The organism is Mesorhizobium onobrychidis (assembly GCF_024707545.1).
GTDB classification, from domain to species: Bacteria; Pseudomonadota; Alphaproteobacteria; order Rhizobiales; family Rhizobiaceae; genus Mesorhizobium; species Mesorhizobium onobrychidis.
In genome coordinates, this window is sequence record NZ_CP062229.1 from 359,933 (window position 1) to 374,590 (window position 14,658).

Here is a 14,658-nt window from a genome sequence, read left to right on the forward strand (position 1 = left end):
CGTTTCTCTCGCCAGCGTTAGGTCTCGCGCGGCTCTGCCTTCTCCCCTTGTGGGAGAAGGTGTCGCCGTAGGCGACGGATGAGGGGTGTTCCAGCTTGGCAAAAGCCGCACTCCGTCCAACACCCCTCAACCGTCTTGGCGCTACGCGCCAATCCACCTTCTCCCACAAGGGGGAGAAGGCAAAAGCCAGCGCGGCGCCCCTTCGCTGCTTGCTATTATGCCCGCAGCACGCCGCCGGTCTGCTTGTTCACATTCTCGACGATGCGCTTTGCCAGCGCTTCGAAATCCTCGTCGGTCAGCGTCTTTTCGACCGGCTGGATCGACACTTCGATGGCGATCGATTTCTTGGCCGCGCCGAGTGACGCCCCTTCGAACACATCGAAGACCGCGACGTTGGTGATCAGTTTCCTGTCGGCGGCAAGTGCTGCGCGGGTCAGTGTGCCGGCTTCGACCGCCTTGTCGACGACGAAGGCGAAATCGCGCTTGACCGCCTGGAAGGCGGACAGTTCCAGTCTCGGCTTTGTCCGCGTCGGCTTGGCCTTCGGCTCGGGCACGGCATCGACGAAGACTTCGAAGCCGCAGAGCGGCCCGGAGACGTCCAGTTCCTCCAGCGTCTTAGGGTGGAATTCGCCGAACGTTCCCAAGATGACTTTAGGCCCGAGCTTGATGGTGCCGGATCGGCCGGGATGATACCAGGCCGGGCCGCCGGCCTCGATCTGCAGCCGCTCGACCGGCGCGCCGCAGGCTTCGAGTGCTGCGATCGCGTCGGCCTTGGCGTCGAACACGCCGACCGGACCGGCATTGCCGGCCCAATGACGGCCGGAACCGTCGAGCTTGGCCGTGCCGCGCCGCACGCCGGCGGCGACGCGCCGCTGCTGGTCGGCCGCATCGCCCTCATAGGTGCCGGACACTTCGAACAGCGCAACATCGCCGATGCCCTTGTCGGCATTGCGCTGCGCGGCGGCGATCAGGCCCGGCAGCAGCGACGGCCGCATGTCGGACATGTCGGCGGCGATCGGGTTGGCAAGCTTCAGCCCGGTCCGGCCGCCGCCGAACAGTTCGGCGTGCTTGGCCGGAATGAACGACCAGGTGACGGCCTCCATCATGCCGCGCACCGCCAGCGCCCGCTTGGCGGCGCGGGTGCGGACCTGCAAGACAGTCAGGATCTTGGCGTTGACGGCATCATGCGCGCCGAGCGGCTGCGGGGCGATGTTGTCGACGCCATGGATGCGCATGACCTCCTCGACCAGGTCGGCCTTGCCGTCGACATCCGGCCGCCAGGACGGCACCGCCACATTGACGACATCGCTCGTGCCTTGCGGCTTGAAACCGAGGCGCGAAAGGATGTCGAGGCTCTCGTCCCTGGGCACCTCTATGCCGGTCAGCCGCTTCACTTCCGACAGTGGGAAGGACACGATCTTGGGTTTGTGGCCGGCATAGCCGGCCACCTCGATTTCCGTCGGTGTGCCGCCGCAGAAATCGAGCACCAGCTTGGTCGCCAGCTCCACGCCGGGGACCATGAATTCAGGGTCGACGCCGCGCTCGAACCGGTAGCGCGCATCGCTGATGATGCCGAGCGTCCGGCCGGTGCGCGCGGTGGTGATCGGATCCCAAAGTGCCGATTCGATCAGCACGTCGGTCGTGTTCTCGTCGCAGCCGGAATGCTCGCCGCCCATGATGCCGGCGATCGATTCGACGCCGTCTTCGTCGGCTATAACGCACATGTCAGGCGTCAGCGTGTATTCGCGCCCGTCGAGCGCCAGCACCTTTTCACTGTTCCGCGCGCGCCGCACGGTGAGGTTGCCGGCGACCTTGTTCGCGTCGAACACATGCAGCGGCCGGCCGCGGTCGAAGGTCACGTAATTGGTGATGTCGACCAGCGCGCTGATTGGCCGGAGCCCAATGGCGATCAGCCTTTGCTGCAGCCATTTCGGCGACGGGCCGTTTTTCACGCCGCGCACCAGGCGCAGCGCAAAACCGGGGCAGAGCTCCGGCGCCTCGATCGTCACCGTCACCGGGCGCATGCCGCTGCCGGCATGCGGCATGATCGCCCCGCCAACGAGGCGGCCGAGCCCACTCGCCGCCAGATCGCGGGCGATGCCATAGACGCTGGTCGCATCCGGCCGGTTCGGCGTCAGGTTGATCTCGATCAACGGGTCGTCGAGATGTGCATAGGCGGCGAAGCTGGTGCCGACCGGCGCATCGGCGGGCAGGTCGATGATGCCGTCATGCTCTTCGGAAAGCTCCAGCTCGCGCTCGGAGCACATCATGCCGTGGCTTTCGACGCCCCTGATCTTGCCGACCGCTAGTGTCACGTCGATCCCGGGAATATAGGTGCCGGGTGCTGCAAAGGCGCCGACCAGGCCAGCGCGGGCATTGGGCGCACCGCAGACGACCTGCACTGGGGCCTTGCCGTCGCCGGTATCGACCGTCAGCACGCGCAGCCGGTCGGCGTCGGGATGCTGCACGGCCGTCAGCACCCTGGCGATGACGAAGGGTTTTAGGCTCGATCTGTCGTCGACATGCTCGACTTCGAGACCGATCGAGGTCAGCCGCTCGACGATCTCGGCCAGCGAGGCATCGGTCTCTAGGTGATCCTTGAGCCAGGAGAGGGTGAGTTTCATGACTGTGTTCCGTCTGATGGTCTGGGCACGCTGGTCTTCAAATGGCGTGGCAAGTCGTCCGGCATGTGCAGGAAGGGCAGTTGCTCGCGCACATGGGCATGGTGCGTCGGTTTGAAATAGGCCGGCATGTCCATGGCGCCGAGCACGAAATAGATATGGTCGGCCAGCCGCTCGTCGACATAGGCGATCGGCGAGCCGCAGATACCGCAAAAGGAGCGCGTCACCGGGCCATTCTCGAACATCTTCAGCGCCTTGCCCGTGAAGGCGACCTGCTCGGTCATGAAGCCGACGAAAGCCGACACCGGCGCGCCGCTGGCCCGCCGGCAATCGCCGCAATGGCAATAGCTGACATGGTGCGGTTCGGCCGAAGCCTCGAACCGCACGGCGCCGCAACGACAGCCGCCGGTGTGGGCCGCTCTCATGCGCTCAAGCCCCCGAATAGCGTCGGCATGTCGAGCGGCCGGAAGCCGTAATGCGACAGCCAGCGCACATCGGCGTCGAAGAAGGCGCGCAGGTCCGGCATGCCGTATTTCAGCATGGCGATGCGATCGATGCCCATGCCCCAGGCAAAGCCCTGATACTCGTCGGGATCGAGCCCGCCATATCTCAGCACATTGGGGTGCACCATGCCGCAGCCGAGGATCTCCATCCAGTCGGAGCCTTCGCCGAAGCGCACCTCGCCCGGCCGCGAACGGTCGCACTGGATGTCGACCTCCATGCTGGGTTCGGTGAACGGGAAGAAGCTCGGCCGGAAGCGCATCTTGACCTGCGGCACCTCGAAGAAGGCCTTGCAGAACTCCTCCAGCACCCATTTCATGTTGGCGACGTTGGCTGATCTGTCGATCACCAGCCCTTCGACCTGATGGAACATCGGCGAGTGCGTGGCATCGGAATCCTGCCGGTAAGTTTTTCCGGGAATGACGATGCGGATCGGCGGCTTCTGCACCTCCATGGTGCGGATCTGGACCGGCGAGGTGTGGGTGCGCAAAAGCTTTCGCTCGCCCTTCTCGTCCGGCTGGAAGAAGAAGGTGTCGTGCATCTCGCGCGCCGGATGGCCTTCCGGGAAATTCAGCGCGGTGAAATTGTAATAATCGGTCTCGATATCGGGGCCTTCGGCGATGGCAAAGCCGAGGTCGCCGAAGATCGCGGCAATCTCGTCGCTGACCTGGCTGATTGGATGGATGCGGCCGCGCTCGGCGGGCGATTGCCGCACCGGCAGCGTCACATCGACCTTTTCTGCCGCGAGCCGTGCCGCGATCGCTACGTCCTTCAGCTCGGCGCGGCGCGCGGTAAGCGCCTCGGTGACGCGGTTCTTGAGGCCGTTGATAGCCGGGCCTTTTATCTGGCGCTCTTCTGCGCTCATCGAGCCGAGCGTCTTCAGCATTTCTGAGACCGAGCCCTTCTTGCCGAGCGCTGCGACGCGAACGGCTTCGATCGCGGTCTCGTCGGCGGCCGACGCGATGTCGGTCATCAGGGAATTTTCGAGGGTTTCCATGTCACTCATGTTTCAGGCCCGATTGGAGGCAAAGAAAAACCCGCGCCAGCCCTGCCAGCGCGGGTTTCCCAAATCAAGTGTCGAAGTTGCTTGGGAAGGCGCTGGTTAGGCTACAGCGCTTTCAAAAGCGTTCGGCGTGGTGTTCTTGAGGTATTCGAGCGCGACCTTGGCCTTGGCCACAAGGGCGGCAAATGCCTGCGGCTCGTGGATGGCCATGTCCGACAGGATCTTGCGATCGATCTCGATGCCGGCCTTGTTGAGACCGTCGATGAAGCGGCCATAGGTCAGGCCATGCTCGTGGGTCGCGGCATTGATGCGCTGGATCCACAGAGCGCGGAACGAACGCTTGCGGTTCTTGCGGTCGCGGTAGGCATACTGCAGCGACTTTTCCACCGCCTGCTTGGCGATGCGAATGGTGTTCTTGCGGCGGCCATAAAAACCCTTGGCGGCTTTCAGGACCTTCTTGTGCTTGGCGTGCGAAGTGACGCCTCTTTTTACGCGTGCCATGTCATGATCTCCTTAAAACGTTGTCCAGACCGAATGCCTTAGAGGCCGTTCGGCAGAAAATTCTTGATGACCTTCTTGCCATCCGGTTCAGCCAGAACCATCGTGCCGCGGGCATTTCGAATGAACTTGTTGGAACGCTTGATCATGCCGTGACGCTTGCCGGCCGCAGCCGACAGGACTTTACCCGTACCTGTGATCTTGAACCGCTTCTTAGCGGCTGACTTGGTCTTCATCTTGGGCATTTTGCTACTCCGTTTATGTGCGCATCATCGCGCTTTTTGTTCGCTTCAGGCCGACCAAAGCCCGAAAAGCAATGAAACCGCCACGGCATGCCCTGCCGGGCGGTTTTTTGGGAACGGCGGTGCTATACGTCAAAGCGGGCCGGCGCGCAACACCCTGTGCCTATGGGAAACGGAACAGCACCGGCAGTATGCCCGATTGCTGGGCGCCGTCGATCGATTCGAAAAACGGCAAGGCAACGAGGAACACCAGTCCGTCCAGCAGCGTCGTCCGCAGCAGGCGCGGCTTGAAGCTGCCGGTGTCGCCTTCCTGATACAGCGAAAGCTTCGGGAAGAAGCGCGGCACCCGCGCCATATAGGCCTGGAATGGAGTTCCGAAGGCCTCCTTCAGGAACGTCTCTTCGCGCAGGATGACGACATGAAAGGCGGCGGCGCAAATCACCGCGAAGCCGATCGCCGCAGTGATCGAGCCCATCTGCGCGCCGACGCCGGCGGCAGCTATCGAGGAGAAGACATAGAGCGGATTGCGGGTGATCGAATAGGGTCCGCCGGTAACCACCTCGGAGGATTTGCGTCCGCCGATATAGAGCGTCGACCACAAGCGCCCGACAATGCCGAGAAAGATCAGCAGGACGCCGACCATTTCGATCGTTTCGTGCGGCACGCTTTCGGGAGGAAAAGCAGACTGGCCAAACAGCAGCGCTGCGAACATGACGACGACGAGGGCGGCAAGCACTATCCTGCGCGCGTGCTGATATCTGCCCAGCGCACGCCTGGCCTGCGCTTGTTCGGCCCGCGCCGATTTGACTTCATTGAGCATGTCGGGAATCCGATCGTCGAGGAACTTCGCCGGCGATCGCAGCTTCTGGCCAAGAAAACAGGCGTCCCGCCGATCGCCGGGACGCCTTGCAAGATGATTCAGGCGAATTTAATGCATGTCGCCCAAAAGCCTGCCCACGGGCTTCACCCGAGGTGCGCAGCGGTTTTGGGACAACGACGCGCGAGGAAAAGAAGCGAGAAGGCGGGTAGCATGTCGCCTCCTTTGCCTGCCCATCCCGCTCAATACAGCCAGAAGAGAACGGGAATTACCCCGCTTTCCTGTCCGGACTCGATGAGTTCGAAAAACGGTATGGAAGCCACGAACATCAAGCCGTCGCGCAGCGTATGATTGAAGATGCGCGGTGTGAAGGTGACTTCGGCCTGATCGCGATAAAGCCGGGGATTGGGAAAAAACCGCGGCACGCGTGCGATGTAGTCCTTGTACGGCGCCCCGAGCACGGTCGTCAAATGCCGTTCCTCGCGCAGCGTGACGATGTAGAACGCGGCCGCGCACAAAACCGCCGACGCCACCGAGACGATCACGCTGCCGGTCTGGGCGCCGATGCCGGCGGCCGCTACGGTGGAGAAAAAATACAGCGGGTTGCGCATCACCGAATATGGGCCGGTAGCAACCACTTCGGCCGACTTGCGGCCGCCGATATAGAGGATCGACCAGAGCCGGCCGCCGATCCCGATCAGTATCAGGGCGATCCCGTACTGCCCCTCTATGCGTTCGTGGCCTAGTTCATCGTGCGTGGAGCCGCCGAAGATCAGCAAAGCGCAAAAAGCACCGATCAGCAGCGCCAGCAGGACGCGCCGGCGCCGCTGATAGCGGCCCATTTCGTCGAACGATTTTTCAATCGGAGAACGTGCCGCAGCGGCCATGGGACAATCCTTTCGCCGCGAGGACCGGCAACCAGAATCCTTGTCGATGCAACTTGCGGAGAAATCATGGCGAAGACAAAAACAACAAAAGGCCGCCGAAGCGGCCTTTGCTTTTGACGGGATCGCTTTAGCGGGGCGCCAGCACCATCATCATCTGGCGGCCTTCGAGCTTTGGTTCGGCTTCGACCTTGGCGATCGGCGCCACTTCCTCGCGAACTTTGTTCAGAAGCTGCATGCCGAGTTCCATATGGGCCATCTCGCGGCCGCGAAAGCGCAATGTCAGCTTGACCTTGTCACCTTCCTCGAAAAACCGCCGGACCGCTTTCATCTTGGTCTCGTAATCATGGCTGTCGATGTTCGGGCGCATCTTGATCTCTTTGATCTCGATGACCTTCTGGTTCTTGCGCGCCTCGGCCGCCTTCTTCTGGTTGGCGTATTTCAGCTTGCCGAGATCGAGAATTTTTACGACGGGCGGCACTGCGTTGGGCGATATCTCGACCAGATCGAGCCCAGCCTCTTCGGCGAGCAGCAATGCGTCGTTGATGGAGACATCGCCATGGTTGTGGCCTTCGGCGTCGATAAGTTGGACCCGGGGAACCCGGATGTCACGGTTGGAGCGCGGGCCCTCCTTGGTGGGCGCCGTTGCTTTGAAAGGTCTGCGAATGGTCGTGGTCTCCTTGAGCCGTTTCGTTCAGGGTTTTCAATTCAGATTGCGAACGCGCCAATGTGGTGAGCGCGCGGCCGGAGTCAATAGCACAGCGTTCACAGGAAATCACCTGTTCCCTGACTTCAGCTTGTACCAAACGAAGAAAGTTGCCGAGCACTTTTCGTTGAACCGCCAGCTGTGTCAAAAGACCTGCGTGAGGAGTGAGCCATGACCGCACCGGTTTTTCTCGACGTCGACGGAACCAGCATTGCTGTCAGGCGCGCTACGGGTGCCGCGCCAGGCATTGTCTGGCTCGGCGGCTACAAGTCGGACATGCTGGGCACCAAAGCCGAGAAGCTGGCGGAATGGGCGAGCGGACAAGGCCGGGCATTCCTGCGCCACGACTATTCCGGTCATGGCGAATCCGGCGGCGCCTTTGCCGATGGCACCGTCTCGAAATGGCTTTTGCAAAGCCTCGCCGTCTTCCACCATTTCACCCTAGGCAGGCAGATCCTGGTCGGCTCCTCGATGGGCGCATGGATCGCGCTGCGCATGGTCCAAGAATTGAGCAAGGCAGGCGAGAACCGCATCGCCGGCCTGGTACTTCTGGCGCCGGCGCCGGATTTCACCGCCGAACTGGTCGAGCCGGCGCTGACCAAAGCGCAGAAGCGCGATCTTGCCAGAAAGGGTTTTTTCGAGGAGCCGTCGGACTATTCGGCCGAGCCTTACATCTACACCCGAGCGCTGATCGAGGACGGCCGCAACAACCTGACAATGAACGGGCCGATCGACACCCACTGCCCCGTCCATATATTGCAAGGGCTGGCCGATGCCGACGTGCCGTCGAGCCATGCGCTGAAACTGGTCGGCCTGCTGCCGGCCGACGACGTCACGCTGTCGCTGATCCCCGACGGCGACCACCGCCTGTCGCGGCCGCAAGATCTCGACATGCTGGTGCGGGCGGTCGACGCTATGGTCCGGCAGGCGGGGTAGATTCAGCCGTTGCGGAATGTGTAGGCATATCCGTTGAGGGCTGGAGCACCGCCGAGATGAGCGTAGAGCACCTTGGATCCCTTGGGAAAATAACCCTTCTTCACGAGATCGATCGTGCCCTGCATGGATTTTCCCTCGTAGACCGGATCCGTGATCATGCCTTCGAGGCGCGCGCAGAGACGGATTGCTTCCTTCGTCTCCTGAGAGGGGACGCCGTAGACCGGGTAGGCGTAATCCTCGATCAGGACGACATCGCCCTCATTGAGTTCCTTGCCGAGTTCGACCAGCGTCGCGGTGTTCTGCGCGATGTTGAGTACTTGCGCCTTGGTCTGCGCCGGGGTGCAGGATGCGTCGATGCCGATCACGTTGCGTTCGCGGCCGTCCTTGGCGAAGCCGACCAGCATGCCAGCATGAGTTGAACCGGTGACGGTACAAACGACGATGTAGTCGAAGGCAAAGCCGAGTTCCTTCTCCTGCGCGCGGACCTCCTCGGCGAAGCCGACATAACCCAGGCCGCCATATTTATGCACCGAAGCCCCAGCCGGAATCGGATAGGGCTTGCCACCCTTGGCCTTCACATCCGCGATCGCCTGTTCCCAGCTTTCCCTAATTCCGATATCGAAGCCCTCATCGACCATCTGGACATCCGCGCCCATGATCCGGCTCAAAAGGATGTTGCCGACGCGATCGTAGACGGCGTCCTCATGGGGTACCCAGCTTTCCTGCACGAGGCGGCATTTCATGCCGATCTTCGCCGCGACGGCCGCCACCATGCGCGTATGGTTGGATTGAACGCCGCCGATCGAGACCAGCGTGTCGGCGTTTGAGGCGATCGCGTCCGGGATGATGTATTCGAGCTTGCGCAGTTTGTTGCCGCCGAAGGCGAGGCCGGAATTGCAATCCTCTCGCTTGGCGTAGAGATCGACTTTTCCGCCGAGGTGAGCGCCGAGCCGCTCCAGTTTCTCGATATGGGTCGGCCCGAAGGTAAGCGGATAGCGTTCGAATTTCTCGAGCATGAGAGTGCCCTCCCTTGTTCCTGTTCATTCCGATGTGATGCGATGAACACTATCATCTTTGCCTTGAAAGGTGTTCTCAAAGACTGCGCCCAAAATGTCCGAAATATCGCGCAATGGCGTTACAAAAATGTCATATAGCTTCAATTTTCAACTCAATATCGGAAGAATCTTCCATGCGAGCACCGCTCGACCGGATCGACCTGAAAATGTTGCGCCTGCTCCAGGGCAATGGACGACTGACCAATGCAGAACTGGCGCAGTCGGTCGCTGTCAGCCCAGCAACGTGCCACCGCCGCACGCAGCGCTTGTTCGATGAAGGCTACATCAGCCATGTCAGGGCGGTGGTGACACCGCGGAAGGTCGACAGAGGCGCGCTGGTGATGGTTGGCGTCGTCCTCGACCGCTCGACCCCGGAGAGTTTCGCGGATTTCGAGAAGGCCGTCGCGAAATTGAAATTCATCCTCGACTGCCATCTGGTGGCGGGCGACTTCGACTATTTTCTGAAGATCAGGGTCGGGGACATGGCGGATTTCAACCGAATCCACGGAGACCAGTTGATCGCACTGCCCGGCGTTCGCCAGACGAGAACCTTCTTCGTGATGAAAGAGGTCGTCGACAACGCACCCCTGGATTTTTGAAACGGACATCCGGAGCATCAAGTCATGCACCGGCCACCTTGCTTGCCTGCCTGGTCGTTCTTTTCCTTGAAACGCTCAAAAAGCGATAAGCATTTCAAACGCTTGTCCGGTTTTGGCTGACATTGTCTTGAATCGCCGTTTTTCCCTTCCCATTTCGATTCCACGCAGCCGGAATTGGCTGTCTCCAACTGAAGGATTGGGAGAAAATGAACACATCTGCATTGATCCGTCCGGCCTGGACGCCGGCGACCATCGCACTGATGGTGATCGGCTTCATGGTGTTCTGGCCGCTCGGCCTCGCCATGCTCGCCTACATCATCTGGGGCGACCGGCTTGACGGCTTCAAGCGCGACGTCAACCGCGCGACCGACGGCATCTTCGCCGGCTGCCGCCGCGGTTCCGACAGAGCGGCGCGCTGGGGCCACGGCTCCGCCCGCACCGGCAACGTTGCTTTCGACGACTGGCGCGAAAAGGAACTCGAGCGGCTCAATGAAGAGCGCCGCAAGCTCGACGAGATGCTGAGCGAGTTCGACGAATATGCCAGGGAATTGCGTCGCGCCAAGGACCAGGAAGAGTTCGACCGCTTCATGGCGAACCGCAACAAGTCGACGTCTCCTACAACCGGCGGATCGACCGGCTCGACGGCGACCGGCAAACGCGGTGGCAAATCCACGCCAGGCCTGCTGGACGAGTAAGAGCCTTGCCCCGATAAATAATCAAAAACGGCGTCGCGTCAGCGGCGCCGTTTCTTTTATGTTCTATTCGTTTTCCTCGAATCACGTATCGTCCGGCCATGTCATTCGGCTTCTTCCGCAACCTGACCAAACCCAGGCCCGCTCCCGTCGTGGAGCGAGAGCATTGTGTCGCCGGCCGCACGCTGCCGCTCAAGATCGTCGAGAGCGACCGGGCACGGCGCCTGACGCTGCGCATCGATTCCGGCGGCCGTGGCCTGCGCATCACGGTGCCGCCGGGCCTGCGGCGGGGCGAGGTGGAAAAATTCCTCGACCGCCATCAGGACTGGCTGGAGCAGCGGCTGGCCAAGGTGCCCAACCGCCCGCAGGTGCGGCCCGGCATCAAGATACCGGTGCGCGGCTTGCCGCATCGCATCGTTCATGAACCTTCGAAGCGCGGGACCGTCACGCTGTCGCACGACGAACGCGGTCCGCTGATGATCGTGCATGGCGATCGGGTGCATCTGCCGCGCCGCATCGCCGATTTCCTCAAACGCGAAGCCAAGCGCGAGATCGAGGCGCTGGTGGTCAAGCATACCGGGGCGGTCGGCAAGCGCGCCAAGGCAATCCGCTTCAAGGACACGTCGAGCCGCTGGGGATCATGCACGTCGGACGGCAACCTATCGTTCTCCTGGCGCATCATGATGGCGCCGCGACCGGTCATAAACTACCTCGTCGCGCATGAGGTGGCGCATCTCAAGGAGATGAACCATGGCCCGAAATTCTGGAAATTGTGCGAGCAGCTCTGCCCCGACACCGAGCGCTGCAAGGACTGGCTCAAGCGCAATGGCGGCGCGCTGCAGGCGATCGTGTTCGAGTAGGTCGCCGGCTCAATCGTCGTTGGCCGCATTCAACTCCTCCGGCCTTAGCCCCTCGTCGGTATGGCGCGGCCATGGCAAGAAGTCCTTCTTGAATGCGTCGTTGCTGAAATAGTCGAGCGCGCGGTGTGCCTCGGCGCCGTTGAAGGCGGCCTTGTCCATCAGATGAGCGATGACCTCGCGGGCCTGCGTGATCTTTTGCCTGAGCTCTGCAACGGTCTTGTCCGTCATGGTTTGCTCCCGCCTTCATCCATACATTGAAACTAGGGCTATTCCCAACGCCGGCAAACAGGATGCTTTTTCTCGACTCTTTTGCCGTTTCGTGCCAATCCCCGCGGCATGGCGCTCGACATCAAGATATGCGGACTGAAGACCGACAAGGCATTGGCCGCGGCATTGGCCGGCGGCGCCAGCCATGTCGGCTTTATTTTCTTTGCCAAAAGCCCGCGCTATGTCGAGCCGGCGGAAGCCGGCCGCTTGCGCGAAGCGGCGACCGGCAAGGCCAAGGCGGTTGCCGTGACGGTCGACGCCGGCGATGCGTTTCTGGACGAAATCGTCGAAAAAATGCGCCCGGACATGCTGCAGCTGCATGGCTCGGAAACGCCCGAGCGGGTGGCGCAGCTCAAGGCCCGCTATGGCCTGCCGGTGATGAAGGCGCTGCCGGTCAGCGAGGCTGCCGACCTGGAGCGGATAAGACCCTTCGTCGGCATTGCCGACCGCTTCCTGTTCGACGCCAAGCCGCCGAAAGGTTCGGAACTGCCGGGCGGCAACGGCATTGCCTTCGACTGGCGCGTTCTGGCCGGCCTTGACGCAGGCGTCGATTACATGCTTTCCGGTGGGCTCAACGCCGCCAATATCGGCGATGCCCTTCGGCTTGCCAACCCGCCCGGATTAGACATTTCCTCAGGTGTGGAAAGCGCGCCGGGCGTCAAGGATCCGGCGCTGATCGAACAGTTTTTCCGGGCCGTCAGGGCAGCGCGTGACAACCGCGCCGCCTGAAGGATAGAACCCGGAGCATGTCCCGGAAAAGTGGAAACCGGTTTTCCGACAAGGACATGTCCAAAACAAGAAGTAGGAGATCGGCGATGAACAAGCCGGCGATACCCAATTCCTTCCGCACCGGACCCGACGAGCAGGGCATGTTCGGCATCTTCGGAGGTCGTTTCGTTGCCGAAACGTTGATGCCGTTGATCCTCGACCTGGAACGGCACTGGAACGAGGTCAAGGACGACCCGGATTTCAAGGCCGAGCTGACGGATCTCTCGACCCACTACGCCGGGCGGCCGTCGAAGCTTTATTTCGCCGAAGGACTGACCAGACATCTTCGTGAGGTTTCCTCGGCGAAGGGCCTCGGGGGCGGCGCGAAGGTCTATTTCAAGCGCGAGGATTTGAACCACACCGGCTCGCACAAGATCAACAACTGTCTCGGCCAGATCCTGCTGGCCAAGCGCATGGGCAAGAAGCGTATCATCGCCGAGACCGGGGCCGGCCAGCACGGCGTGGCGTCGGCAACGGTGGCGGCGCGTTTCGGCTTTCCGTGCGTTGTCTATATGGGCGCTACCGACGTCGCCCGGCAAAGCCCGAACGTCTTCCGGATGAAGCTGCTCGGCGCCGAGGTGCGGCCGGTGACCGCAGGCCACGGCACGCTGAAGGACGCCATGAACGAAGCTCTTCGGGACTGGGTGACCAATGTCGAGGACACCTATTACCTGATCGGCACCGCCGCCGGCCCGCACCCCTATCCGGAGCTGGTGCGCGACTTCCAGTCGGTGATCGGCATCGAGGCGCGCGCCCAGATCCTCGAGCAGGAAGGCCGGCTGCCGGACACGATCATCGCCTGCGTCGGCGGCGGCTCGAACGCCATCGGCCTATTCCATCCCTTCCTTGACGACAAAGACGTTCGTATCATCGGCATCGAGGCCGGCGGCCGTGGCCTCGACGGCATCGAGCATTGCGCCTCGATGAATGCCGGCGCGCCCGGCGTTCTGCACGGCAACCGCACCTATCTCCTGCAGAATGCCGACGGGCAGATCATGGACGGGCATTCGATCTCGGCCGGTCTCGACTATCCGGGCGTCGGGCCGGAGCATTCCTGGCTGCGCGACAGTGGCCGCGTCGACTATGTGCCAATCCTCGATGACGAGGCGCTCGAGGCGTTCCAGCTGACGACGCGCGTCGAAGGCATCATTCCGGCGCTCGAATCCGCCCATGCCATCGCCCATGCGGTGAAGATCGTGCCGACCATGGACAAGGACCAGATCGTCATCGTCAACCTGTCCGGCCGCGGCGACAAGGACGTGCATACGGTGGCCAATATGCTGGGCATGGAGATCTGATCATGACCACCCGCATCGACCGCCGCATGGCCAAGCTGAAGGCCGAAGGCCGCCCGGCACTGGTCACCTATTTCATGAGCGGCGACCCGGACTACGACACCGCTTTGTCGATCATGAAGGCGCTGCCCAAGGCAGGCGCCGACATCATCGAAATGGGCATGCCGTTTTCCGATCCGATGGCCGACGGCCCGGCGATCCAGGCGGCCGGCCTGCGCGCGCTGAAAGGCGGCCAGACGCTGGTCAAGACGCTGAAGATGGCGTCGGAATTCCGCGCCGCCGACCAGGAAACGCCGATCGTGCTGATGGGCTACTACAATCCGATCTACATCCACGGCGTCGACCGCTTCCTCAGGGATGCACTGGCCAGCGGCATAGACGGTCTGATCGTCGTCGACCTGCCGCCGGAAATGGATGAGGAGCTTTGCATTCCGGCGCTGAAGGCCGGCATCAATTTCATCCGGCTGGCGACGCCGACCACCGACGACAAGCGCCTGCCCAAGGTGCTGCAGAACACCTCCGGCTTCGTCTATTACGTGTCGATGACCGGCATCACCGGCTCGGCGCTTGCCGACACCGGCAAGGTGGCGGCGGCGGTCACGCGCATCAAGGGCCATACCGACCTGCCGGTCTGCGTCGGCTTCGGCGTCAAGACCGCCGAGCAGGCACGCATCATCGGGGCGTCGGCCGACGGCGTCGTCGTCGGCACCGCGATCGTCAATGCGGTCGCCAATGTTCTGGGGCCGAAGGGCGAAAAGACCGCCGACCCGGCCGAGGCGGTCGCCACGCTGGTCAGCGGGCTTTCGCAAGGCGTGCGCGCAGCCCGCCTTGCTGCCGCCGAATAGTCTTGATCTTCTGGTTGACCATGATCTCCAGCGAAACCGGTTTCCACTTTTCGGGATCATGGTCTAACT

17 protein-coding genes are annotated in these 14,658 nt (G+C 62.1%); 7 read left to right on the forward strand and 10 right to left on the reverse strand.

Annotated elements, in window-relative coordinates; translation table 11 throughout:
• Positions 1–215: 215 nt before the first annotated feature.
• The 8 genes from pheT to infC form a co-directional block, all read right to left on the reverse strand.
• The gene (pheT, locus tag IHQ72_RS01645) at positions 216–2,624 is read right to left on the reverse strand and encodes a phenylalanine--tRNA ligase subunit beta (RefSeq protein ID WP_258120851.1); all 2,409 of its coding nucleotides are present in this window, start codon (positions 2,622–2,624) and stop codon (positions 216–218) included.
• Positions 2,621–3,046 (reverse strand): GFA family protein, encoded by a 426-nt coding sequence (locus IHQ72_RS01650; RefSeq protein ID WP_258120852.1) that lies wholly within the window; start codon positions 3,044–3,046, stop codon positions 2,621–2,623. The genes pheT and IHQ72_RS01650 overlap by 4 nt, the downstream gene beginning before the upstream one ends.
• Positions 3,043–4,128, reverse strand: a complete 1,086-nt coding sequence (gene pheS, locus IHQ72_RS01655) for a phenylalanine--tRNA ligase subunit alpha (protein ID WP_258120853.1) — start codon at positions 4,126–4,128, stop codon at positions 3,043–3,045. Before pheS ends, IHQ72_RS01650 begins: the two co-directional genes overlap by 4 nt.
• Positions 4,129–4,224: 96 nt before the next feature.
• Positions 4,225–4,626, reverse strand: coding sequence for a 50S ribosomal protein L20 (gene rplT / locus IHQ72_RS01660; RefSeq protein WP_006201247.1), 402 nt, complete (start codon positions 4,624–4,626; stop codon positions 4,225–4,227).
• A gap of 38 nt (positions 4,627–4,664) precedes the next feature.
• Positions 4,665–4,868 carry a 50S ribosomal protein L35 gene (rpmI, locus tag IHQ72_RS01665; protein ID WP_006201248.1) on the reverse strand — a complete coding sequence of 68 codons (204 nt, stop codon included), beginning with the start codon at positions 4,866–4,868 and terminating at the stop codon, positions 4,665–4,667.
• 160 nt (positions 4,869–5,028) lie between these two features.
• Complete coding sequence (locus tag IHQ72_RS01670; protein WP_258120854.1) at positions 5,029–5,685, reverse strand: methyltransferase family protein; 657 nt, start codon at positions 5,683–5,685, stop codon at positions 5,029–5,031.
• Positions 5,686–5,924: 239 nt separating this feature from the next.
• On the reverse strand, positions 5,925–6,569 hold the full coding sequence (locus IHQ72_RS01675) for a methyltransferase family protein (protein ID WP_123146263.1): 645 nt from the start codon (positions 6,567–6,569) through the stop codon (positions 5,925–5,927).
• A gap of 127 nt (positions 6,570–6,696) precedes the next feature.
• Positions 6,697–7,233, reverse strand: a complete 537-nt coding sequence (gene infC / locus IHQ72_RS01680) for a translation initiation factor IF-3 (RefSeq protein ID WP_077374810.1) — start codon at positions 7,231–7,233, stop codon at positions 6,697–6,699.
• 210 nt (positions 7,234–7,443) lie between these two features.
• On the opposite strand from infC, the gene IHQ72_RS01685 reads away from it, so the two are divergent.
• On the forward strand, positions 7,444–8,208 hold the full coding sequence (locus IHQ72_RS01685) for an alpha/beta hydrolase (protein WP_258120855.1): 765 nt from the start codon (positions 7,444–7,446) through the stop codon (positions 8,206–8,208).
• A 2-nt stretch (positions 8,209–8,210) separates the two neighbouring features.
• Here the strand turns inward: IHQ72_RS01685 and IHQ72_RS01690 are convergent, their stop codons facing one another.
• A complete protein-coding gene (locus IHQ72_RS01690) occupies positions 8,211–9,224 on the reverse strand; it encodes a 1-aminocyclopropane-1-carboxylate deaminase (protein ID WP_258120856.1) in 1,014 nt (337 codons plus the stop codon).
• Between the two features lie 173 nt (positions 9,225–9,397).
• Here IHQ72_RS01690 and IHQ72_RS01695 point away from each other — a divergent pair, with 173 nt between their 5' ends.
• From IHQ72_RS01695 to IHQ72_RS01705, 3 genes are all read left to right on the forward strand, one after another.
• A complete protein-coding gene (locus IHQ72_RS01695) occupies positions 9,398–9,862 on the forward strand; it encodes an Lrp/AsnC family transcriptional regulator (protein WP_258120857.1) in 465 nt (154 codons plus the stop codon).
• Between the two features lie 206 nt (positions 9,863–10,068).
• Positions 10,069–10,557, forward strand: coding sequence for a DUF2852 domain-containing protein (locus tag IHQ72_RS01700; protein WP_258120858.1), 489 nt, complete (start codon positions 10,069–10,071; stop codon positions 10,555–10,557).
• Between the two features lie 98 nt (positions 10,558–10,655).
• On the forward strand, positions 10,656–11,414 hold the full coding sequence (locus tag IHQ72_RS01705; protein ID WP_258120859.1) for a M48 family metallopeptidase: 759 nt from the start codon (positions 10,656–10,658) through the stop codon (positions 11,412–11,414).
• Positions 11,415–11,423: 9 nt separating this feature from the next.
• Here the strand turns inward: IHQ72_RS01705 and IHQ72_RS01710 are convergent, their stop codons facing one another.
• Positions 11,424–11,642 (reverse strand): hypothetical protein, encoded by a 219-nt coding sequence (locus IHQ72_RS01710; protein ID WP_258120860.1) that lies wholly within the window; start codon positions 11,640–11,642, stop codon positions 11,424–11,426.
• 108 nt (positions 11,643–11,750) lie between these two features.
• Here IHQ72_RS01710 and IHQ72_RS01715 point away from each other — a divergent pair, with 108 nt between their 5' ends.
• The 3 genes from IHQ72_RS01715 to trpA all read left to right on the forward strand — a co-directional run bounded on the left by IHQ72_RS01715 (position 11,751) and on the right by trpA (position 14,589).
• Positions 11,751–12,410 carry a phosphoribosylanthranilate isomerase gene (locus tag IHQ72_RS01715; protein WP_258120861.1) on the forward strand — a complete coding sequence of 220 codons (660 nt, stop codon included), beginning with the start codon at positions 11,751–11,753 and terminating at the stop codon, positions 12,408–12,410.
• An 86-nt stretch (positions 12,411–12,496) separates the two neighbouring features.
• A complete protein-coding gene (trpB, locus tag IHQ72_RS01720; RefSeq protein ID WP_258120862.1) occupies positions 12,497–13,747 on the forward strand; it encodes a tryptophan synthase subunit beta in 1,251 nt (416 codons plus the stop codon).
• A 2-nt stretch (positions 13,748–13,749) separates the two neighbouring features.
• The gene (gene trpA / locus IHQ72_RS01725) at positions 13,750–14,589 is read left to right on the forward strand and encodes a tryptophan synthase subunit alpha (protein ID WP_258120863.1); all 840 of its coding nucleotides are present in this window, start codon (positions 13,750–13,752) and stop codon (positions 14,587–14,589) included.
• Positions 14,590–14,658 lie beyond the last annotated feature (69 nt).